This window comes from Ideonella margarita (genome assembly GCF_038066635.1).
Lineage (GTDB): Bacteria > Pseudomonadota > Gammaproteobacteria > Burkholderiales > Burkholderiaceae_C > Ideonella > Ideonella margarita.
The window spans coordinates 40,047-61,776 of record NZ_JBBUTI010000005.1; the positions used below are offsets into that span (position 1 = coordinate 40,047).

Here is a 21,730-nt window from a genome sequence, read left to right on the forward strand (position 1 = left end):
TTACCCATGAAGTTTGAAGAATGAAAAACACGCCCGTACATCGCTCGATCAACCTCGACGCGCAGCGCCGGCCCAAGCTGCCACTGTGGCCTGCCATGGCCTTGGGGCTGGCCCTGGCCGCCTGCGGTGGCGGGGGCGGCGGTGGTGAGACGGGCGGCGGCAACACCGCTGGCGGCGGCGACACCACGCCCCCGGTGGTGGTGGATCCGCAAGTCACGGCCCTGTCTGCGGCCCTGAGCAGCGGCAATGCGAAGGATGTGACGCTGGCCACGGTGTCTGCCTCGGTGCAGACTGAACTCAAGTCGGTGATCGCCGCCTACGGCGCAGTGCGCCAGTCGGTGTACGGCCTGAACGCAGACGGCAGCGCCAACGCCAACAGCCTGGGCGCGATCGACTGGAACCCCACGCACGACTCGACCACGCTGAACGTGCTCGACCAGGGTCGCAACCACGTCTTCATGCCGAGCAACTGGCGCTACACCGACAACGCCGCGGGCACCGCCAAGGCGCTGGCCGTGGCTGGCACCGCCCCCACCACCGGCGCGCGGTATGCCGCGTTCGGCGGCAACCCGATGGGCGTGCCCGGCAATGCCGCGATGGACAGCGCCGTGCGCAACACCATCGGCTGGCTGACCGGCCGCACCAGCTTCGACAACTTCAAGGTGGTGACTGCCCACCTGCCCGGCGACAAGACCTACTGGTGGCCGCATGAAGGCAAGGTGCGCACCTGGCTGAACACGCAGTTCCCGGGCGTCACCATCAACGGCGTGGCAGCCACGGCCGCCACCGATGACAGCTGCGACGGCGACAAGCTGAACGCCTGCCTGCAAGGTGCCAACCTGCTCATCATCGGCCGCCAGCAAGGCCCGAACGTGAGCGGTGACGATGTATTCCCTGCCGGCTACAACGCCGACACCGTGATGAGCGCCGTGACGGCGGCGCAGGCCCGCGGCATTCCGGTGCTCTACCTGCACCACTACCGCGACGCCAACACCCTGGCCGCCCGCCTGCTGGAATACTTCGGCCTGAGCGTGTCGAACAACTACTGGTCGAAGGAAGGCCTGAAAACGTTTGATCCGGCCACGCAGCCCAACACACCGGCCACGCCCGCGGATTGGCTGGCCCTGGTGCAACGCCTGGAAGCCAACAACTTCACCACCGACTGGACCGGTTGCTTCAACGACCTGGGCCGCACGCTGTGTGAAGCCAACGGCACCACCTCGGGCAACGCCGCCTTGATCAATGAATTCACGGCGCCTGGCAAGGCCCTGCGCAGCCAGCTGCGCGCACTCGACGCCCAGGGCGTGGCGCTGTTCTCGCAACCGGGGTATGCGCTGGAAAAGCGCATGGTGCTGCTGGGCGACAAGTACCGCGAATCCGTGAGCTACCCGATGACGCGCACGGCGGATCGCCAGGCGTTTTTCCAGGCCTACTTCTCCGACTTCACGGCCTACATCAACCGCCCGGCCAACGCTGTTGCCCGCAACCTGGGCAACTTCTCGGGCCTGTTCCCTGCCACCACGCCCACCATCTCGAAACTGGTGAGCGCGAACTCGCCCGAGACCGGTTCGCGCGAATACATGACCGGGCTGTACGTGATGCCCGGCCGCACCGTCACGCTGCAGCGCACCGACAGCGGCACGCAGGGCGTGACCGTGGGCCTGAACATGCTGCGTGACACCACGCACGTCTACGACACCTACGACCGCCCGACCCAGCTGGCCAGCCCGCGAGTGCCGCTGGTGGCCGGCAAGACCGTGACGCTGACCAGCCCGTTCGGCGGCCCGGTCTATCTGTTCCTCAGCGCAGCCACGGGCGCGCCGGCCGTCACCGTGCAGATCGACGGCGGGATCACCCACCCGGTGCTGCGCAACCCCGACAACGCGGCTGAAGTGGCCGCGTTCAAGGCCGAGATCGCCAGCACGCCCACCAACTGGGTGGGCCTGACGACCGACTTCCTGACGGTGCATTCCAACCTCACCAACTTCCGCAAGACCCTGGCCACGTACAACGACGACATGGCCAAGCTGGTGAGCAACATGTGGACGTACACCATCAAGGACACCTACGAGCTGGCCGGCTTCAACTCGGCCACTGCAGGCACCTTCACGCTCGCCCCCACGGTCAGCGCGTTCTGCACCGCGCAGGGCTGGGACTGCACCGGCACGCAGCATCGCCGCGACGTGATGCAGCACCTCATCTCTGACAACTACGCGGCCTGTGGCGCCGGCTGCTCGGGCAACCCGTACGACCAGAGCTGGGCGCTGGAGCCGCTGGGCTGGGGCGAGAGCCACGAGATCGGCCACAACCTGCAGCGTTCGCGCCTGAACATCTACGGCGGCCTGTCGACGGAGGTGTCGAACAACATCTTCCCGATCCACAAGCAGATGATGTTCAACAAGAACACGCTGCCGGCCTCGCCGCTGTCGCGCAGCGGCAGCGCCAAGGCGCCGTTCGACCTGATGAAGACGGCCCTGGCCACGTCCGACCCGATCGCGTCGATGAAGGCCGCGATGTGGACCGACAGCAGCTACGGTGCCAACGGTGCCGTTCGCCTGATGTTCTATCGCCAGCTGGTGGAATACGCCCGCATCCATCGCAGCGGCACCTTCAATGACGGCTGGGAGCTGTACACCCTGCTCTACCTGCTGGACCGCAACATGGGCGCCGCGCAATCGAGCTGGGCCACCAGCGCGGCCGGTCTCGGCTTCGGCACCTACGCGGCCTACCCCAGCAGCATGGACGGCAACGATTTCATGGTGATCGCCACCTCGCGCATCATCGGCCGCGACATGCGCCCGGTGTTCGACCTGTGGGGCATCACCTACACCGCCAGCGCCAGCGCCCAGGTGGCCGCCTACGGCTACACCGCCGCCGAGAAACTGCTGTTCCCGATGATCAACGTGCAGCAGTACGGTGCCGGTGTGGGCACGCCCATCACCATGACGACCACGGCCACCTACCCGGCGGGGTTCTGAGGCCTGGTGTCGCCTCTCAAAGACCGGCTGGTGGCGCAGCAGTTGTGATCTTGGTCGCGCTGTCGCCCAGCGTCAGCGCAGCCCCCGGTACTGGAAGTCACGCGCCACGAGCTCGCCGTTGCCGGCGCTGAAAATCGCCGGCCGCAGGCTGAGGAAGCCGCCAAACACGTTGTGGTGCAGGCCCGAGACTTCCATCTGCCAGCCGTGATCACGCCAGGTCGCCCCGCCGTCCAGCGAATAGCGCCAGCGCAGCACGTTGTCGCGGTTGCGCAGGTGAATGCGCACCCGCGACACCGTCATCGCCTCCCGCATCCAGGTGTGCTCCTGGCCGTAACCGAAGGTGCGCATCTCGCCCCGGGTGAAGCCCAGGCCGGTATGGCCACGCTCGTCATAGAACAGCAGCAGGCCACCGACAACGTCGCCGCGCAGTTCCAGATCCACGGTGATCTCGTAGCTGCGGTCACCGGCGATGCAGCAGTACGGCGAGCAATCGATCGGGCTCACGCCCTTGCCGCGGATGACCAGCCCGCCATCGGCATGCCGCAGGCGCGACGACTCGTCGGCAGCGGGCGCGTGGAAGGCCCATTGCAGGCCATGGCGGCTGCGCGAGAAGTCGTCGCTCAGGCCGGGCGGGTTGACGGCATTGCCCTTGCCGCCAGGGGCCGGCAGCGGGCGATCCAGACGGCCACCGCGGGCACGCAGCCAGCCATCGGCCGTCCACTCCACCGGCTCCAGCAAGGCCTGGCGTCCCAGCGTGCGGAAGCCGTTTTCGTAGCCGTGATAAACCATCCACCAATCGCCCTTCGGCCCCTCGACCACGCTGGCATGTCCGCGTGACCACCACGGCTCAGAGATGTCGCGGGTGCGCACCACCGGGTTGTGCGGGCAGTGCCCCCACGGCCCGTGCACTGACCGCGAGCGCGACACGGTCACCATGTGGCTGGTGGCCGGCCCGGCCGTGCCCCCCACGGCGGAGATGAGGTAGAACCAGCCGTTGCGCCGCAACAGCTTCGGGCCCTCCGGCGCGAACATCTCCACTTCCCAGTCGGCCGGGTATTGCCAGGGCTGCCAGGCGTTGCTCTCCAGCGGGCCGTCAGCGGCCAGGCCGTCCGCCGTGAGGCGCACGCGGCGCCCGCCATTGACGAACAGGTAGCGGCGGCCGTCTTCGCCCACCACATGGCCAGGGTCGATGCAACCCGGAATGCGCAGATCCACCGGCTCTGACCACGGGCCCTGGATGTGGTCCGCCCAGATCACGTACAAGGCCGTGCCCTTGTCCTGCAGCACCGGGATGTAGATGAAGAAGCGACCCTCATGCTTGATCAGGTCCATCGCCCAGACGGTGCCGATGGGGCACGTCAATGCGGCGACGATGGGCGTCCAGTTCAGCAGGTCCCGTGAGTGCCAGATCACCGCGCCGGGGTAGGCCTGGAATGACGAGAACGTCATGTAATAGTCGGAGCCGTCCTTGAGCACGGTCGGGTCAGGGTGGTCACCGGCCAGGATCGGGTTCAGGTAGTGGCCGTTGCCCAGATCAGCCTGCCGGCTGCCCTCGGGGGTACGGCTCCAGTCTGGCGGCTTTTGCGGAGCGTGCTGCGGGGGGTTCTGCGGGCCAGGCTTCACGGCCTTTGCACCGGCCTCGGCGGTCATCACTGACGCGAGCCCACTGCCCAGCGTCATTGCCAGGCGTCGACGTGTCCACATGCTCTTCTCCGGTTCGTGGCGGCGGCCTGCTATCAGATTGAATTACCGCTAAATCAGCGCCCATTCAGGCCAGCAAGGTCAAGCATGCAGGCGCTGCCCGCGGGGCGGGTGGGGCTGCGCGGACTGTACGAGGCGCCAGCGCCGACGGCGCCCGGGACTTGCACTGATTTAGCCAAATCAGCGCACGGCAAACCGCTCGGGCTGCAGGTGCCGATCACGGGTGATCCACGCGATCATCAGCGCCGGCCCGGCGCCCAGCAACAGCAGCCCTGCCGGCCAGGCTCGCCACAGCCACACCACCCCGACCGCAGCCACGGCGCCCACCAGCACGGGCAGCAGATAGACCGGGCTGCGTGCAAGACGGCGCGTGGTGTGGCCACCGAGCCACCAGAGGCTGCCCATGAACAGCACCACGCTGACCGCCGTCCAGGCGATGGCCAGGCTCGCCGAGGCAACGTGGCGTTCACCCTGCCCACCGGCTGCCAGCGCATCAGCCACCAGTTCGAGACCAGCGCCCAGGGCCACCAGGGCGGCGAAGACGATGGCGTGGCCGTAGCCCCAGACGAACGCCCGCTCGCGCCGCTGGTGCAGCACCTGCGGAAAAGGCACCAGGAAATAGGCCCACCACAGCGTCATCAGCAGGCCGACGATGCCCAGGGCCACACCCACCAGCGAGACACTCCAGCCCCGCGCCTGGATGACGCCGGCCATGGCGTTGACGGCGGCCATCACGCATTCACCGAGCAGGATGAGCGTGAGCAGCCCGTAGCGCTCGGCAATGTGATGGGCATGCCACGGCGTGTCACCGCTGCGCGCGGCCCACACCGGCACCGCCATCTCCAGCAGCATCAGCAGCACGAACAGCGGTGGGCTCCAGGCTTCAGGCGCCGCCCAGGCGCGGGCCAGCCACAACAGCTGGATGACGCCGATGGCTCCTGCGTAGCGCAGGCAGGTGGCTCGACGAGCCAGGTCTTCGCGCGAGGCGCGCCACCACTGCACCACCAAGGTCAGGCGCATCAAGCCGAAGCCGACCGCCGCGGCCACCTCGCCCTGATGGCCCTGCTGCAGCCCGACCGCAATCAGCAGCACGCCACTCATCTGCAGAAGCGTGGCGAGGCGGAAAGCCACGTCATCGGTGTCGTATGCGCTGGCAAACCAGGTGTAGCTCATCCAGGGCCACCACACGTAGAAGAAGGCCTGCACCAGCGTCCACAACACGGGCCCGAGTGGTTCACCCGCGGCCAGGCCGTGGTGCAGCAGGCCCACCGCCGCAGCCACGGCCACCACTGCGCTGAGATCGAACAGCAACTCCAGGGGCGTCGAGGTGCGGTGCGCCTCGTGGGCATCGCGGCCGCCCATGGCCTTGCGCAGCGCCATCGCCGGGGGCAAGGTCAGGGCCGTGTCTGGTGGGCTGGCGGGGGCGGTCACGTGCGCCTGGCGGTCAGCTGATCACGCACCGGCAGCGAGCGGATGCGCCGGCCGGTGGCCGCAAAGATGGCATTGAGCAGCGCGGGCGCCACTGGCGGCACCGGCGGTTCGCCCACACCGCCTGGCGGCAACGCCGGATCACCGCCCACGAGGTGGGTGCGGATGGTGCGCGGCGACTGCGCATGTCGCAGCACCTCGTAGTCATGGAAGTTGCTCTGCTGCACGCGGCCGTTCTGGAAGGTGATCTCGCCGCTCAAGGCCAGCGAGATCCCCATGATCGCGCCACCTTCCATCTGCGCACGGATGCGCTCCGGGTTGACCTGCGGCCCGCAGTCCAGCGCCATGTCGACGGCCACGATGGTGAGCTCACCCTTGCCGTTCACGGCCACCTCGACCACGGTGGCAGCGTAGGTCACGAAGCTGTAGGCGAACGCCAGGCCCAGCCCGTGGCCCTTCGGCAGCTTGCGGCCCCAGCGCGCGCCTCGGGCAGCGGCCTCGATCACTGCCCGCATGCGGCCGGTGTCGATCGGGTACTCGGTCGGTGATTCCGTGTAGTTGAAGACATCGGAGATTTTCAGCGGATCGATCTTCCTGTCTGGCCCGAGCAGGGCCAGCGCATAGGCGAGCGGATCCTTGCGGGCGCGGTGGGCGAGCTCGCTGATGAAGCTCTGCGTGGCGAACACATGCGGGATGTTGGCCACCGAGCGGAACCAGCCCATGCGCGCGTGCGCCGACACCTCCGCACGCTCGACACGCACATTGGGCACGGCAAACGGCATGTTGGTGGCAGACATGCCGGTCTCGAAAGGCGCGGCCGCCTTGGCGCCGGGCGCAAACAGCGAGGTGATGGTGGGCGCGGCGGTGCGATGCAGCCAGGCCTCGGGCAGACCGTCGGGCTGCAGGGCCGCCTCGAGACGATCGAGCGAGACCGCATGGTAGTAACCGTGGTGGATGTCGTCCTCGCGTGTCCACACCAGCTTGACCGGCGTGCCGGGCATGGCCTTGGCCACCAGGGCGGCCTCGGTCACGTAATCAGGCTTGGACTTGCGGCCGAAGCCGCCGCCCAGCAGCAGCACATGGACCTTCACCTGCGCAGGCTTCAGCCCCAGCGCGCCGGCCACGCCGTCGAGCGCCGCCTGCGGGTTCTGCACCGATGTCCAGATCTCGCAGCCCGCCTCACTCACCACGGCCGTGGCCACCGGTGGCTCCATCGTGGCGTGGGCCAGGTGCGGCACGAAATACTCGGCGGCAAATCGCTTCGAAGCCGATGCCTGGGCCAGCAGGCCGGGCGCATCGCCTTCATTGCGATACACCGTGCCCGGCTGCTTGACGACCCGTTCCTGCTCACGGCGGAACGCTGCGGAATCGTAGCCCGCGTTCGGGCCGTCCTCCCACTGCGGGTTCAGGGCATTGCGGCCCTGCATCGCAGCCCAGGTGTTGCGAGCCACCACGGCGATGCCCCCGAGCGGCTGGAACACCGGCGCCCCCTGAAAACCGGGGATCTCGATCACCTTCAACACGCCGGGCACCTTCAAGGCCGCCGCCGTGTCGGCGCGCTTGAGCTGGCCGCCCACCACAGGCGGCCGCGCCACCACGGCAAACACCATGCCGAGCAGCACGGCGTCCATGCCGTAGCTGGCCTGCCCGCGGGTGATGGCCACCTGGTCAACGCCGGTGGTCTTGCCCTTGCCGATGTAGCGCCATTCGGCTGGCTGCTTCAACGGCAGCTGCGCGCGGGTGGGCACGGGCAAGCGGGCGGCATCGGCGGCCAGCTCGCCATACCCAAGGCGACGACCGCTGGCCAGGTGCAGCACCTCATGCTGCACCGCCTTGACCTCGCTCACCGGCACGGCCCAGCGCGCGGCTGCGGCGGCTTCCAGCATCTGGCGGACGGCCGCGCCGACGCGGCGCATCGGCGCGAAGAAGTGGCGAACACTGCGTGAGCCGTCAACGTTCTGGTTGCCGAAACGCGCTTCGTCTGCGGGCGCCTGCAGCACCTTCACGCGGTCCCAGCGCGCCTCCATCTCGTCGGCCACCACCATGGGCAGGCTGGTGCGCACGCCCGTGCCCATCTCGGCACGGTGGGCCATGATGGTGACGGTGCCGTCGGCGGCGATGGACACGAACACGAGCGGGTTGTCGACCGTGGCGCCGGGCATGGAATCAGCACCAAACTTCTGGGGCAGGGCTTCTTCAGCCGACGCCTCGAGGCCGATGACCAGGGCGAAAGGCGCAGCCGCGGTCTGCAGGAAGCGACGGCGCGGCATCTGGGCTTGGACGGTGTTCATGCCTTGTCTCCGTTCAGGCGGCGCGAGGCCAGCTGGATGGCTGCGCGGATGCGCGGATAGGTGCCACAGCGGCAGATATTGCCGGTCATGGCGTCGTCGATCTGACGCTCGGTGGGCTTGGGGGTGGTCTTCAACAGCGCCACGGCGGTCATGATCTGGCCGGCCTGGCAGTAACCGCACTGGGCCACGTTCAGCTCCACCCAGGCCTGCTGCACCACGCGCCCGACCTTGTCGTTCTGCATGTGCTCGATGGTGTGCACCGCCTGGCCCTCGGTCGCGCTGACCGGCGTCAGGCAGGCCCGTGTGGGCTGGCCGTTGACATGCACGGTGCAGGCGCCGCACAGCGCCATGCCACAACCGAACTTGGTGCCGGTCATGCCGAGCTCGTCGCGCAGCACCCACAGCAGCGGGGTTTCATCCGGCGCGCTGGTGTTGCGCGTCTGATCGTTGATCTTGAGTGTGGTCATGGTGTGACGAGTTGAGAGGAGGTTGAGCTGGAAAGCCGGGAAGGCAGGCTGGCGGCAACGGGCGAGCGAGATTCACCCTGCCGCATCACCCGCACCAGATCAGCCGCCACCGAGATGGCGATTTCCGGTGGTGTGCGGGCGCCGATGTCGAGACCCACCGGACCGCGCAGGCGGGCCAGTGCATCGGCGTCGAGGTCAAACTGGGCCAGTCGGGCCTTGCGTGCCTGCGTGGTGCGCGGCGAGCCCATCGCGCCCACGTAGAAGGCCGGCTGCTGCAGCGCTTCCATCAGCGCAAGGTCGTCGAGCTTGGGGTCATGCGAGAGCGCCACCACCGCCGTGTTCACGTCGGCAGGCTCCCGCAGCAGCAGGTCGTCGGGCATGTCGGCCAGCAACTCGCAACCTGCATGTGGCCAGGTCGAGAGGTACTCGGTCCGCGGGTCGACCACCTGAACGGCAAAGCCCAGGCCGAGGGCCATGGGCGCGAGGTAGCGAGACACGTCGCTGGCGCCAATCAGCACCAGGCGGTGGGTGGGGCCGAGCACCTGCACGAACGTCTGCCCGATCAAGCGGCACCGTTCACCCGGGTCGGCAGCCGAGACCACCGCCGTGCCGTCTGTCAGCTGCAGGGTGCGGCGAGCGCAGTGGCCGGCGTCGATGTGGCCCAGGAGTTGTGCCAGCTGCATCGCATCGGCAGGCTCCAGCCAGAGCATCAGATGGCCATTGCACGGCAGGCGCAGGCGGGCGCGCTCGTCGGCATTCACACCGTAGACCAGTGTGGTGCCCAGCTTGCAGGCCAGGGCATCACGGCGCAGCCAGTCGGTGATGTCGTCCTCGATGCAACCGCCGGAAACGCTGCCCACGACCTCGCCGCGCTGGTTCACGGCCGCCATCGCACCCACCGGGCGGGGTGCGGAGCCGTAGGTGTCGATCACGGTCGCCAGCCACACGGCATCGCCCGCGGCCAGCCACGCCTGCGCCGTGCGCAGCACCGTCAAGTCGGGAGCAACGAGCTGGTTCATCGGATGGTCGGCCGGCACGCTCAGGCGTGCATCGAGCGTTCCCAGGCCCCGCGGGTATCCACCCCGGCCTGGGCTGCCAGCGCTTCGATGCGCTGCATGTCGGGCTCGCTCAGCACCAGCTTCACAGCGGCTGCGGCGTCTTGCACCTGGGCCACCTTCGTCACGCCGATGATGGGCAGCGTGCCCTTGGCAATCGCCCAGGCAATGGCGACCTGCGCCACGTTGGCGCCGCTGCGCTGGCCGATCTCGCGCATCGCATCCGTCAGCTGCTGCAACTGCGGCAGGACCGTGTTGTAGGTCGCCGCACGCCCGCTGCCTTCTGGCAAAGGGTGCGCCACGCTGTAGCGGCCCGTGAGCGCACCCTGCTCCAGCACCAGATAGGCGAAGAAGGTGATGCCGTTGGCCTTGCAGTAGTCGAGGATGCCCGCCTGCTCGGACGAGCGATAGAGCAGGCTGTAGTGGTTCTGCACCGCCGAAATGGCGTGGCCGAACGTCGCCAGCGTGGCGTTCACCAGCTTGATCTGCTCCAGGTTGTGGTTCGACACGCCCACCCGCTTCACCAGCCCGAATTGCAGCAAGGGCACCAGGTGCTCGGTCCAGCGGTTCACGTCGGTGGGGTTGTGAATCCAGTAGATGTCGATGTGCTCGGCGCCCAGCCGCCCGAGGCTCTGCGCCAGCATGGCCTCCACCGGATTCGGTGCCGCGGCGTCGGCAATCTGCGGTGTGAACTTGGTCGACAACTGCACCGTGCCGGGCGGCAGAGCCTTCACGAAACCGCCGAGCATCGACTCGGAGCTGCCCATGCCATACACGGCCGCGGTGTCCCACAGCGTGAGGCCGGCAGCCACGGCCGCCTCGAACACCGGCTGCAGGTCAGCCGCACCCAGGTGATTGCCGAACACCTGGTCACCGCCGGCGAAGCCGCTGCCCCACGACCAGGTGCCGAGGGCGATGCGGGGAAGTGCGTTCATGTGGGGTGTCTTTTCATCAAGCGATCGCGCGCTTGATGAAGCGCTCGATCTCGTCAAAGGGAATCTGATCTGCCTGTGCAGGGTCACGGATCACGATTTCGCGAACAGCAGCTCCCAGTTCAGCATCGGCCCGAGCGGAATCACCTCCCAGCCGATGAGGCCGGCCTTCGCGAGCGGGTAGGTCATGAGCTGCTCGCGCGCAGCTTCCACCGAATCCGCTTCGGCCACGATGGCCACACCGGGACGGTCCTGGCGGAAGTAGATGTCGCGGACGAAGCCGGTCTTGTAGAGATCCCAGGCGTGACGCACCTCATCGAGCATGTGCGGGCCGTATTGCTCCAGCGTGGCGCCGGGCTGGGGAATGTCGAGGCAAAGCAGTTTCATGATGGATCAGGATCGAGGTTGGCAGGGTGCTGCGTCCGGCGAAACATCAGCCGGCACGGCCGGCGCGCAGTTGTGCGGCAAGCTCAGCCACGCGCTGGCCGAGGTGGGCCGCGGTTTCGAGATCACTCGTCGGCGGGGTGACGTCCGGTGCGGCGTCATCGGACTGCGCCATGGCGCCCAGCCAGCCGCCGACGCGATTTTTCTCGGCGGCAGTCTTGCCCGGGAAGAGATCGAGGCCGACCCAGACCATGCCCTGTTGCGCAGCGAACAGCGCCATGGTGATGAGCGAGTTCAGCTTGTCGCCGTGCATGGCGCCCGAGTTGGTGAAGCCGGCAGCGACCTTGTTGCGCCAGGCCTGCGGCATCCATGCAGGACGGGTCGAGTCCTCCATGAACTTCTTGAAGCGGGCGCTGATGGTGCCGTTGTAGGTGGCCGATCCAAAGACGATGGCGTCGCTGAGCGCCAGCGTCTCCCAGGGAATGTCGCCGTCGGCCACAGCCACCAGGCGAACGTCAGCGCCCGCCACGCGGCGAGCGCCCTCAGCAACGGCGGCAGCCTGCCGGGCGGTGTGGCCGTAGCCGCTGTCGTAAACGATGGAAACCAGCATGCATCTCTCCTGCAGGGGCGACGACCACGGTGGGGTGCATCGCCTGTTGTTCAAACCGGTGCACCAGGGCTTGGTGCCGATGGGAAGAGATGTTATGGTTTACCCGGCGTATACAATGTATCCATTTAGTTGCACAACCGGTTCCCAGCCGGAACCAATCCAGCCATGACACCAGATCAACTGGACGGGGTTTTTGTCTTCGTCGAAACCGTGCAGGCCGGCAGCTTTGCCCGCGCGGCCGAGCGGCTGTCCGTCACCCGGTCCGCCGTGGGCAAGGCCATCACGCGGCTTGAAGAGCGGCTGCGGGTGCGCCTGTTCCATCGTTCGACAAGAGCCCTGGGGCTCACCGAAGACGGGCGCATCTACTACGAGAGCTGCCAGCGCGCGCTGGATGAACTGGCGGCCGCCGAATCACTGCTGGAATCCGGCCGGAAGGAGGTGACCGGCCGCCTGCGCGTGACGTTGCCGGTGCTGTTCGGGCGCCTGTGCGTGGCGCCGGTGCTGCTGAAATGGGCCACCCTGCACCCGGGGCTGGAACTGGAGCTGAGCATGACCGACCGGCCGGTGGACCTGATCGCCGAAGGTTATGACCTGGCCATCCGCAACGGCGTGCTCAAGCCTGATGGCACGCTGCGCGCGCGCCGCCTGCTCGCTCAGCGCAAGGTGCTGTGCGCCGCCCCGGCCTATCTGGCGCAGCGAGGCACGCCCACCCAGATCGCAGACCTGGACAGCCACGAGCACCTGCTCTACCGACGCGCCGACTTCGTGCATCCGATCCAGTACGAAGCCGAATCGGGCCGGCTCGTCGAGATCGCACCCAGGGGACGCATCCGGATGGACGACCTGGCACTGATCGTTGAAGCCGCCGTGGCTGGCATGGGTGTCGCCTGGGTGCCGAGCTGGCTGGTGCGTGAACATGTGGCCACCGGCGCCCTGGTGCCCCTGCTGACCGACCAGCGTGCCGTGCCGCTGGAAACCAGCGCCGTGTGGGCGGCCCATCAGCAGATGCCGCTGCGCCTGCGACTGGCCGTGGACACGCTGGTGGCGGAGCTGCCGGCCATGGTGCCCGAGTGATTGCAAGAGCATCGCAAAGCCGGGCTTGAAGGCTCGCAATGGCCGGCCGAAGCAGGCCTGATCCGCGCATTGGCATTCACACGCCTGCTAGACTTTTGCTATGCGCCGTTGGTTTGCCATCCTCCTGCTTTGCCTGCTGCCGCTCCAGTTCAGCTGGGCGGCGGTGGCTGCGTATTGCGGGCATGAAGGCAACAAGCCGGCGCAGCATCTGGGCCACCATGAGCACCAGCATGCAGGCGACGACGCCGCAAACAGCGCAAACGCAGGCAGCAGCAAGACCGCCGATTCAGGCAGCACCGCAGGCTTTGATTTCGACTGCGGCCATTGCCACGGCACCTGCGCCAGCGTGGCCGTTCCGCCCGAGCCGATGGTGCCCGCTGCAGGCGCTGCGCCTTGGGTAGCCTCGTCGCAAGACGCGCTGCGCACCCGCGCCCAAAGCCCCCCTGAACGCCCTCAGTGGCGCGCCCTCGCCTGATCGGCGAGGCGGGGCTTTTTCTCCAGTTTTCTCTCCAGTTTTTCCTCCCCCGACTCCGCTTCCACGAAGCCCGTTGCGCCGTGGTGCGCGCTGACTGACGCCTGCGTCTTCAGCGCCGCTGCCTTGCGCTGACGGTGCCCAAGCGGACGCACCTCGCCGATCTCCCGTGGCTTGTCTTTTCAATCCAGGAGCATCGGATGACCCGAACCCCATTTCCACTTGTGGGTGCGCAGTTGCGCACCCACCACCCGCGCCGCCCAAGCTGGCTCAAGTTGGCTTGCATCACGGCAGCGGCCAGTCACCTGTGTGTGGCTTCAGCACAAGCACAGACGAGCCCCTTGCGCCAGGTGTTCGACGCCGCCTGGGCAATGCAGCCCGAGGCGGTGGCACTGGCCACCCGCCAGGCCGCCGCCAGCGCGGAGCAGCAAGCCGCCAACGCCTGGACACCCTGGCCAGCAGCGGTGGAGCTGTCGAACCAGACCGACCGCCTGAACCGCAACGTCGGCATGCAGGAGCTGGAGCTCGGCGTCAGCGTGCCGCTGTGGCTGCCGGGTGAGCGCAACCGCAGCCAGACGCTGGCCGCGGCACAGCAACGCGCCCTCGACAGCCGCACCGCCGCCGCCCGGCTGAAGCTGGCCGGCGCCGTGCGCGAAGCCTGGTGGGCCTGGCAGCGCGCCGCTGCAGAGCTTGACGCCGCCCAGGCGCAACTGCGCACCGCGCGCACCACGGCCACCGATGCGGGCAAGCGGGTGAAGGCCGGCGAGCTGGCCCGCGCCGACCAGCATCAGGCAGACAGCGCGGTGGCAGCGGCTGAAGGCCTGGTCGCCCAAGCCAGTGCAGCACAGGCTGGTGCCTTGCAGCAGCTGGCCGCATTGACTGGACTGAACACCAGCCGCTTGATAGACGCCCACCAAGCCATTGGTGATGCCGGTGGTGAGCCGCCCCCAGCAGACACGAGCGAGCCCGGGCACGCAGCGCTGCAGGCCCTGCAAGACAGCGCCGCCGCGTCTGAAGCCGCCGCCCTGCTGGCCGCAACACAGCAAGGCGCCAGCCCGGAGCTGAAGCTGGCCACCACCCGCACGCGAAGCGCCGCAGGCGAGCCCACTCAGCAAACCTGGACGCTGGGCGTGCGCTGGCCGTTTGGCGGCAGCGCGGCCCAATCGGCCCGGCAAGCGAACGCCCGCGCCGACGCGCTGGAGCAGCAGGCCCTGGTGGCGCTGGAGCGCCAGCGCTTGAGCACTGAACGCGCCGCCGCACAAGCACGCACCGAGGCCGCACGTGCACAGCTGGCAGCCGCCCAGCGGCGCGCACAGCTGGCTGTTGAAACCCGCGGCTTCTTCGAAAAGTCGTTCCGTCTGGGTGAAACCGACCTGCCGACCCGCCTGCGCATCGAGGCCGACGCCGCCGACGCAGAGCGGCAGGCCGCACGCGCCCGCATCGACCTGGCCGCCGCCATCTCGGCGTGGCGCCAGGCGCTGGGGCTGCTGCCATGACCTTGATCAGGACCTCACGGCTGATCCAGCCAGGCTCAGCGAACACATCCCTTTCAGGATTCCCATTCATGACATTCACACCCACCCTGACCAAGCTCGCCTTGGCGACCGCCCTGGGCAGCAGCTTGCTGGCCACCCAACTGCCAGCTGTCGCCGGCGAGGGCCATGACCACGGCGACGCCCCCGCAGCCGCCAGCGGCCCTGCCCTGCCGCGCTTCACCGCCACGTCCGATCAGTTCGAGCTGGTCGGCGTGATCAACGGCAAGGACGTGACGCTCTACCTCGACGGGTTCGCAGACAACCAACCGGTGCGCGATGCCCGCATCGAACTCTCTCTCGCCGGCGAGAAGCTGGAAGCACAGAAGCACGGTGAGGACACCTATGAGGTGACGCTGGCCCAAGCGCCCAATGCCGGCGAATGGCCAGTGACCGCCAAGGTGACGGTGGGCGCGCTGACCAGTGAGCTCAAGGGCGATCTGGATTTGCACGGTGCTGAAGAGGCCCATGGGGAGGGTGATGGCCACGACCACGAGGAATCGCACGCGCCCAACAAACTCGCCTGGGGCGCGGGCGCCGCCGTGGTGCTGGGTCTGCTGGCTCTGGCGGGCCGACGCTGGTGGCTCCATCGACGAGCCAGCCCACAGCCCAGCCACCAGGCACGCACCGGAGAAGCAGCATGAAGCGCGCATTCAATTTCAAGCTCGCCGCCACCAGCCTCGCCTGCGCCTTGCTGATGTCCGCTGGCGTAACCCGCGCCGACGAAGGCCATGACCACGGCGAAGCACCGCCTGTGCAATCCACCAGCGGCCCGCAGCGCCAGCCAGATGGGAGCGTCTTCCTGCCCAAGCCCGCGCAGCGCCAGCTGGGCGTGCGCACACTCCTGGCGGTGCAGGCCGAGCTCCCCCGCTCCGTCGCCTTGAACGGCACCGTGGTGATGGACCCCAACGCCGGGGGCAAGGTGCAGCCGATGAATACCGGCCGCATCACCGCTGGGCCACGCGGGCTGCCGGCCCTGGGCCAGCGCGTGCAGAAGGGCGAGGTGCTGGCCTATGTGGCGCCCGCCACCGCGCCGGTGGAGCTGGCCAGCCAGGCGGCGCAACTGGCAGAACTGCGCGCAGCCAGATCACTCGCCGACAAGCGGCTGGCGCGCCTGAAGGAGCTGGCCGACACGGTGCCCGCCAAAGACATCGAAGCGGCTGAGAGCGAGGCCGCCAGCCTGGGCGGGCGCATCGCCGCCATCAGCGGTGGCCTGGCCGCCCGCGAAGCGTTGACGGCCCCCGTCTCCGGCGTGATCGCCTCGGCCCATGTGGTTGCCGGCCAGGTGGTTGACGCCCGCGAGTTGCTGTTCGAGGTGATCGACCCCGCGCGCCTGCGCATCGAGGCGCTGAGCTTCGACCCCGCCCTGGCCGCCAACGTGGCCAGCGCCAGCCTGGCCGTGGGTGAGCAGCGCTTGCCGCTGGTCTTCACCGGCGCGGCGCGCAGCCTGCGTGAGCAAGCGCTGCCGATGGGGTTTTCAGTTCAAGGTACCGGTGTGCAAACCGCGCTGCAAGGCCTGGCCGTGGGCCAACCCGTGCGCGTGTTCGTGCAGACGAAGCAACGCGTGAAGGGCATCGCCGTGCCAGCCGCCGCCTTGATGAAGAACCCGGCGAACCAGACCATTGTCTGGGTCAAGACAGCCGCCGAGCGCTTCGAGCCGCGGGTGGTGTCAACGGAAGCGCTGGACGGCGTGAGCGTGGCCGTGACGGCCGGCCTCACCGCCGGTGACCGCGTAGCCACCACCGGTGCCGCGCTGATCAACCAGGTGCGCTGACATGTTCAAACTCTTGCTGGACAACAGCCTGGCCAACCGCCTGCTCGTCATCATCGCCAGCCTGGTGTTGATGGCCTGGGGCGCGTTCACGCTGGCGCACACCCCGGTCGACGTGTTCCCCGACCTCAACAAGCCCACCGTCACCATCATGACGGAGGCCGGCGGCATGGCCGCTGAAGAGGTGGAGCAGCTCATCACCTTCCCGCTGGAAACCGCGATGAACGGCCTGCCCGGTGTGGCGTCGGTGCGTTCCACCTCGTCGGCCGGCTTGTCATTCCTGTACGTCACCTTCAACTGGGACACCGACATCTACCGCGCCCGCCAGCTCGTGTCCGAGCGGCTGTCGTCGATGGAAGAAGGCCTGGCCGAAGGCGTGGTGCCGCGCATGGGGCCGATCAGCTCGATCATGGGCGAGATCATGCAGATCGCCATTCCGGTGGACACGCAGAAGATCAGCCCGATGGCCGTGCGCGAGTACGCCGACTGGGTCTTGCGCCCGCGCCTGCTGGCGATCTCCGGCGTGGCACAGGTGGTGCCCATTGGCGGTGAAGTACGGCAGTTCCAGGTGCAGCCCGACACGGCGCGCATGGCCACGCTGGGCATCACGCATGCGCACATCGAAGAAGCGCTGAAGGGGTTTTCGTCGAACACCTCGGGCGGCTTTCTGGCGCTGAACGGGCGGGAATACCTGATCCGCCACATCGGCCGCACCTCCCGCCTGGACGACCTGCGTGACCTGGCCATCACCGCCAAGGCCGGCCAGCCCGTGCTGCTGCGCCAGGTGGCCGACGTGACGTTTGCCGCGGCGCCGCAACGCGGTGATGCCGGCTTTGAAGGCCAGCCCGCCGTGATCCTCGGCATTCAGAAGCAGCCCACGGCCGACACCATCGCACTGACCCTGTCGATTGAAGAGGCACTGGGTGGCTTGAAGTCGTCGCTGCCGGCGGGCATGGCCGAGCCGCGCGTCACCTTCCGCCAGGCCAGCTTCATCGAGGCCTCGATCACCACGCTGCAAGGCAAGTTGATCGGCGCGTCGGTGTTCGTCGCGGTGATCCTGTTCTTCTTCCTCGGCACGCTGCGGCCCACGGTGATCGCCCTCACGGCCATCCCGGTGTCGATCTTCATCACCGCGCTGGTGTTCCGGTACTTCGGCCTGTCGATCAACACGATGACGCTGGGCGGACTGGCCATTGCCATTGGCGGGCTGGTGGACGACGCGGTGGTGGGCGTGGAAAACGTGCTGCGCCGGCTGAAGGCAGAGCGTGCCCACGCGCCGGGCCAGCGCCTGCACCCGATCGAGGTGGTGGCGCGCGCGACGAAGGAAGTGCGCTCGGCCATCCTCTACGCCACCGTCATCATCGTGCTGGTGTTCATTCCGTTGTTTGCGCTGCCGGGGCTGGAGGGCAAGCTCTTCGTGCCGCTGGGCATCGCGTTCATCGTCTCGACGCTGGCCTCGCTGGTGGTGTCGGTGACGATCACGCCGGTGCTCAGCTTCTACCTGCTGCCACGCATGAAGCACCTGGAGCACGACGACACGCGCGTGCTGGCCTGGCTGAAGGCGCGCTACCGCAGCAGCCTGCAGCGCGTGCTGCAGGCACCCAAGGCCGCGATGGCGGCGGCTGGTGTGGCGGTGCTGGTGGCGGGGGCCTCGGTGCCGTTTTTCCCGACCACCTTCCTGCCGCCCTTCAACGAAGGCACGCTGCTCATCGGCCTGCGCCTGAACCCCGGCGTGACGCTAGCGGAAACCTCTGCCCTGGCCCGAAAGGCCGAGGTGCTGGTCAGCCAGGTGCCCGAGGTGACGCACGTGGGGCGCCGCAGCGGCCGCGCCGAGCTGGATGAACATGCCGAAGGCGTGCATGTGAGCGAGCTGGACGTGGGCCTGCTGCCCACCGCGCAACTCACGCGCAGCATGGACGAGATCCGGGCCGACATCCGGGCGCGGCTGGTGAACCTGCCGGCGGCGCTGGAGATCGGCCAGCCCATCTCGCACCGCATTGACCACATGCTCTCGGGCGTGCGCTCGCAGATCGCCATCAAGATCTTCGGCGAAGACCTGGACGCGCTGCGTGGCCAGGCCGACGCCCTGCAAAGCCGACTGGCCAGCATCCCGGGCATCGCCGACCTGGCGGTGGAAAAGCAGGTGCTGGCGCCGCAGATCAAGGTGCGCATCAACCACGAGGCCGCGGCGCAATACGGTGTGCCCGCACCCCAGGTGCTGGCCACGCTGCAGGCCATGGTCGAAGGCGAGAAGGTGACGCAGATCGTCGAGGGCGGACGGCGCTTCGCGCTGGTGATGCGGCTGCCTGAATCGGCACGCTCCATCGAGGGCCTGGGCCAGATCCTGATCGACACGCCGAGTGGCCGTGTGCCGCTGTCGAGCATCGCCACGATCGAAGACGGCGACGGGCCGAACCAGATCAGCCGCGACGACGGCAAGCGGCGCATCGTGCTGTCGGCCAATGCATCGGGCCGGGCGCTCTCGGACATCGTCGCCGACATCCGCCAGGTGGTGGCCGACACCCGCCTGCCCGACGGCTACTTCATCACCCTGGGCGGGCAGTTCCAGGCGCAGGAAGAAGCATCACGGCTGGTGGGCATGCTCTCGGTGGTGTCGCTGGTGCTGATGTTCGTGGTGCTGTACAGCCGCTACAAATCGGCGGTGCTGTCCGCGCTCATCATGGTGAACATTCCGCTGGCCTTGGTGGGTGCGGTGGCCGGCTTGTGGCTGTCGGGCCAGCCGCTGTCAGTGGCGGCGCTGGTGGGCTTCATCACGCTGGCGGGCATCTCGGTGCGCAACGGCATCCTGAAGGTCAGCCACTACATCAACCTGATGCGTTTCGAAGGCGAAGCGTTCAGCCCGCAACTCATCGTGCGCGGCTCACTCGAACGCCTGAGCCCGGTGCTGATGACCGCGCTGGTGACCGCGTTCGCGCTGGCACCGCTGCTGTTTGAAGCCGAGCAACCCGGCACCGAAGTGCTGCACCCGGTGGCCGTGGTGATCTTCTCCGGCCTGATCAGCGCGACCCTGCTGGACACCTTCCTCACGCCAGCGATGTTCTGGCTGTTCGGGCGCAAGGCAGCGGAGGGGCTGATGCAGGACAGGGATGCGGAGGCGTTGTGATCTGCGAGGCCGGTTGACCGGCCTTGCGTGATGGGCGCGGGGCAATGCTCCGCGCCCATTTTTGATGGCGCATGCAGGTGCTGCAGAACCGACAGGCTCCTCGGTGGATAGACACAGAACCGGAAACCGCCCGGCAAGACTTGTCGTTACTGGCGGGTGGCGGCGCCAAGGTGGTGACGCCATCGCGGAGTGTCGGCAACGGCTTCGGCCACGCAAAAGCTGAACGGCGACTCCTCGAGCCGGTCAACTTCATGGACCGCTTTGCCTTGCGCATCAGCTGCGCATGTCAGTGACCGTTCTCAAAACTAGGGGGGTACTTGCTCTTGCCTGCGATATCGCAGTCCGCATCAGTAGACTGCCCGCGCATTCCGCCGTGGTGAAGTGACGCGCAGTGACGCGCAGTGACGCCCGTGGTGGGAAACATAAACAGGAGGAAAAACACCATGCGCGGATTCAGAACCTGGGGGCTGGCATTGCTGCTGGCCGCACAAGCCCCTTCCCTATGGGCGGCCACGACCGGACTGAAGTACATCAGCACCAGCGGCGACTACATCGGTCAGGGCCTGAGCCAGAGCCTGACCGCCCCGGCTGCCACCGTCACCGCCTCTGGCGGCGAGCGGGACGCCCACCTCAGCGTGACCGACCCCAGCAACTGGTGGTACCTGGACTTTGCCGCCCCCGTTGGCGGCAAGCTGGCCCCCGGCAGCTATGCCAACGCCGCCCGTTACCCCTTCAATTCCCCGCTGGGATCGGGCTTGAGCATGAGCGGCAATGGCCGAGGTTGCAACACGCTGCTGGGCTGGTTCAAGGTGCTGGAATACCAGCGCGACAGCGACGGCAAGGTCTCCAAACTGGCGATCGACTTCCTGCAGAAGTGCGAGGTCAGCGGCCCACCGCTGTATGGTGCGGTGCGCTACAACAGCAAATTCGCGCTGACCGTGCCCGACGTGGCCGCCATTGCAGGGGCTGACTTTGGCCTGATCGCCGGCGAAGCGGGCACGCTGGACGGCAGCCAGTCGTTCGGCCGCAAGAAGGGCCGCCTGACCTACCAATGGACGCAGCTGGATGGCCCGGCCGTGACGCTCAGCAGCACCACCGTCAGCCAACCCAGTTTCACCGCCCCGACCGTGCCACTGTCGGGCGCGAGTTTGCGCTTTCAGCTGACGGTGACGGACAAGGTCGGCGTGGTGGCCACCGATGACGTGGTGGTGATGGTGCAAAGCCCGGACGCCCCGCGCACCGAGATCAGCTTCCATGGCGACAAGGGTGACTACATCACAGGCGGCCGCAGCTACAAGTTCAGCCCCAACAATGCCTCGATCGGGTTCTCACGCAACTTTTCCGGCGGCGTGAGCGCCTCGGTGTCGGGTGACAGCTGGTGGTACTTCGACACGGCCACTCCCACCGGCACGTCCTACAAAAGGGGCACTTACAAAAATGCCCAGCGCTTCCCGTTCCAGGACGCCACCTCGCCAGGCCTGAGCCTGTACGGCGACGGCCGGGGTTGCAACACGCTGAGCGGCAAGTTCACCGTGAACCAGCTCAAGTTCGACAGCTCGGGCAACCCCACCAAGCTGGACATCACCTTCGAGCAGCATTGCGAAGGCGGCCAGCCGGCTGCCTACGGCCAGGTGCTGCTGAATGCGGTGCCGGCTGCCACGCTGGCCCAACAACTGCGCGCGGCCCGCCAGCGATATGCGAGCCAAGCCGAGTAAGCGCTTGTCCGCAGATCGACAGGCCATGCCCGTGGCCGTGGGCAGCGCTGCGAAGGTGTCGCACAGACCCTTGCGTTGAGATCGGTGGCGGTGGCTGGCCACGACCAGCCACCGCCATCGTCAACAAGCAGCGGGATGCGGGCGGGCCCCCCTCCCCGCTGATGTCAGCGCGGAAGGAGGGGCGCCACATTCGACC

General features: G+C 67.8%; 16 protein-coding genes. 8 read left to right on the top strand and 8 right to left on the bottom strand.

Translation table 11 applies throughout. The annotated features are described in order from the left end of the window. Positions 1 to 20 precede the first annotated feature (20 nt). Positions 21 to 2,978 carry an ImpA family metalloprotease gene (locus AACH00_RS07705; RefSeq protein ID WP_341398510.1) on the top strand — a complete coding sequence of 986 codons (2,958 nt, stop codon included), beginning with the start codon at positions 21 to 23 and terminating at the stop codon, positions 2,976 to 2,978. 72 nt (positions 2,979 to 3,050) lie between these two features. Here the strand turns inward: AACH00_RS07705 and AACH00_RS07710 are convergent, their stop codons facing one another. The 8 genes from AACH00_RS07710 to AACH00_RS07745 form a co-directional block, all read right to left on the bottom strand. Continuing rightward, positions 3,051 to 4,682, bottom strand: a complete 1,632-nt coding sequence (locus tag AACH00_RS07710) for a family 43 glycosylhydrolase (protein WP_341398511.1) — start codon at positions 4,680 to 4,682, stop codon at positions 3,051 to 3,053. A 177-nt stretch (positions 4,683 to 4,859) separates the two neighbouring features. Continuing rightward, on the bottom strand, positions 4,860 to 6,110 hold the full coding sequence (locus AACH00_RS07715) for a low temperature requirement protein A (RefSeq protein ID WP_341398512.1): 1,251 nt from the start codon (positions 6,108 to 6,110) through the stop codon (positions 4,860 to 4,862). Continuing rightward, positions 6,107 to 8,398, bottom strand: a complete 2,292-nt coding sequence (locus AACH00_RS07720; RefSeq protein WP_341398513.1) for a xanthine dehydrogenase family protein molybdopterin-binding subunit — start codon at positions 8,396 to 8,398, stop codon at positions 6,107 to 6,109. The genes AACH00_RS07715 and AACH00_RS07720 overlap by 4 nt, the downstream gene beginning before the upstream one ends. Continuing rightward, positions 8,395 to 8,865: a (2Fe-2S)-binding protein gene (locus tag AACH00_RS07725; RefSeq protein ID WP_341398514.1), complete on the bottom strand. Its 471-nt coding sequence runs from the start codon at positions 8,863 to 8,865 to the stop codon at positions 8,395 to 8,397. The genes AACH00_RS07720 and AACH00_RS07725 overlap by 4 nt, the downstream gene beginning before the upstream one ends. After that, on the bottom strand, positions 8,862 to 9,884 hold the full coding sequence (locus tag AACH00_RS07730) for an XdhC family protein (protein WP_341398515.1): 1,023 nt from the start codon (positions 9,882 to 9,884) through the stop codon (positions 8,862 to 8,864). Before AACH00_RS07730 ends, AACH00_RS07725 begins: the two co-directional genes overlap by 4 nt. Positions 9,885 to 9,904: 20 nt before the next feature. Next, positions 9,905 to 10,855 carry an aldo/keto reductase gene (locus tag AACH00_RS07735; RefSeq protein ID WP_341398516.1) on the bottom strand — a complete coding sequence of 317 codons (951 nt, stop codon included), beginning with the start codon at positions 10,853 to 10,855 and terminating at the stop codon, positions 9,905 to 9,907. A 90-nt stretch (positions 10,856 to 10,945) separates the two neighbouring features. Further along, the gene (locus tag AACH00_RS07740) at positions 10,946 to 11,239 is read right to left on the bottom strand and encodes a superoxide dismutase (RefSeq protein ID WP_341398517.1); all 294 of its coding nucleotides are present in this window, start codon (positions 11,237 to 11,239) and stop codon (positions 10,946 to 10,948) included. 46 nt (positions 11,240 to 11,285) lie between these two features. Beyond that, on the bottom strand, positions 11,286 to 11,846 hold the full coding sequence (locus AACH00_RS07745) for a flavodoxin family protein (protein ID WP_341398518.1): 561 nt from the start codon (positions 11,844 to 11,846) through the stop codon (positions 11,286 to 11,288). Positions 11,847 to 12,011: 165 nt separating this feature from the next. Between AACH00_RS07745 and AACH00_RS07750 the strand changes: the two genes are divergently transcribed. From AACH00_RS07750 to AACH00_RS07780, 7 genes are all read left to right on the top strand, one after another. Then, the gene (locus tag AACH00_RS07750) at positions 12,012 to 12,920 is read left to right on the top strand and encodes a LysR family transcriptional regulator (protein ID WP_341398519.1); all 909 of its coding nucleotides are present in this window, start codon (positions 12,012 to 12,014) and stop codon (positions 12,918 to 12,920) included. Positions 12,921 to 13,020: 100 nt separating this feature from the next. After that, on the top strand, positions 13,021 to 13,395 hold the full coding sequence (czcI, locus tag AACH00_RS07755; RefSeq protein ID WP_341398520.1) for a cation efflux protein, CzcI family: 375 nt from the start codon (positions 13,021 to 13,023) through the stop codon (positions 13,393 to 13,395). Between the two features lie 197 nt (positions 13,396 to 13,592). Beyond that, positions 13,593 to 14,888, top strand: a complete 1,296-nt coding sequence (locus AACH00_RS07760) for a TolC family protein (protein ID WP_341398521.1) — start codon at positions 13,593 to 13,595, stop codon at positions 14,886 to 14,888. 68 nt (positions 14,889 to 14,956) lie between these two features. Beyond that, positions 14,957 to 15,568, top strand: coding sequence for a hypothetical protein (locus AACH00_RS07765; protein ID WP_341398522.1), 612 nt, complete (start codon positions 14,957 to 14,959; stop codon positions 15,566 to 15,568). Further along, positions 15,565 to 16,698 (top strand): efflux RND transporter periplasmic adaptor subunit, encoded by a 1,134-nt coding sequence (locus AACH00_RS07770; RefSeq protein ID WP_341398523.1) that lies wholly within the window; start codon positions 15,565 to 15,567, stop codon positions 16,696 to 16,698. Before AACH00_RS07765 ends, AACH00_RS07770 begins: the two co-directional genes overlap by 4 nt. Position 16,699: 1 nt before the next feature. Beyond that, positions 16,700 to 19,819: an efflux RND transporter permease subunit gene (locus tag AACH00_RS07775; protein WP_341398524.1), complete on the top strand. Its 3,120-nt coding sequence runs from the start codon at positions 16,700 to 16,702 to the stop codon at positions 19,817 to 19,819. A 443-nt stretch (positions 19,820 to 20,262) separates the two neighbouring features. Continuing rightward, on the top strand, positions 20,263 to 21,534 hold the full coding sequence (locus AACH00_RS07780) for a PKD domain-containing protein (protein WP_341398525.1): 1,272 nt from the start codon (positions 20,263 to 20,265) through the stop codon (positions 21,532 to 21,534). The last annotated feature ends 196 nt before the right edge of the window (positions 21,535 to 21,730 follow it).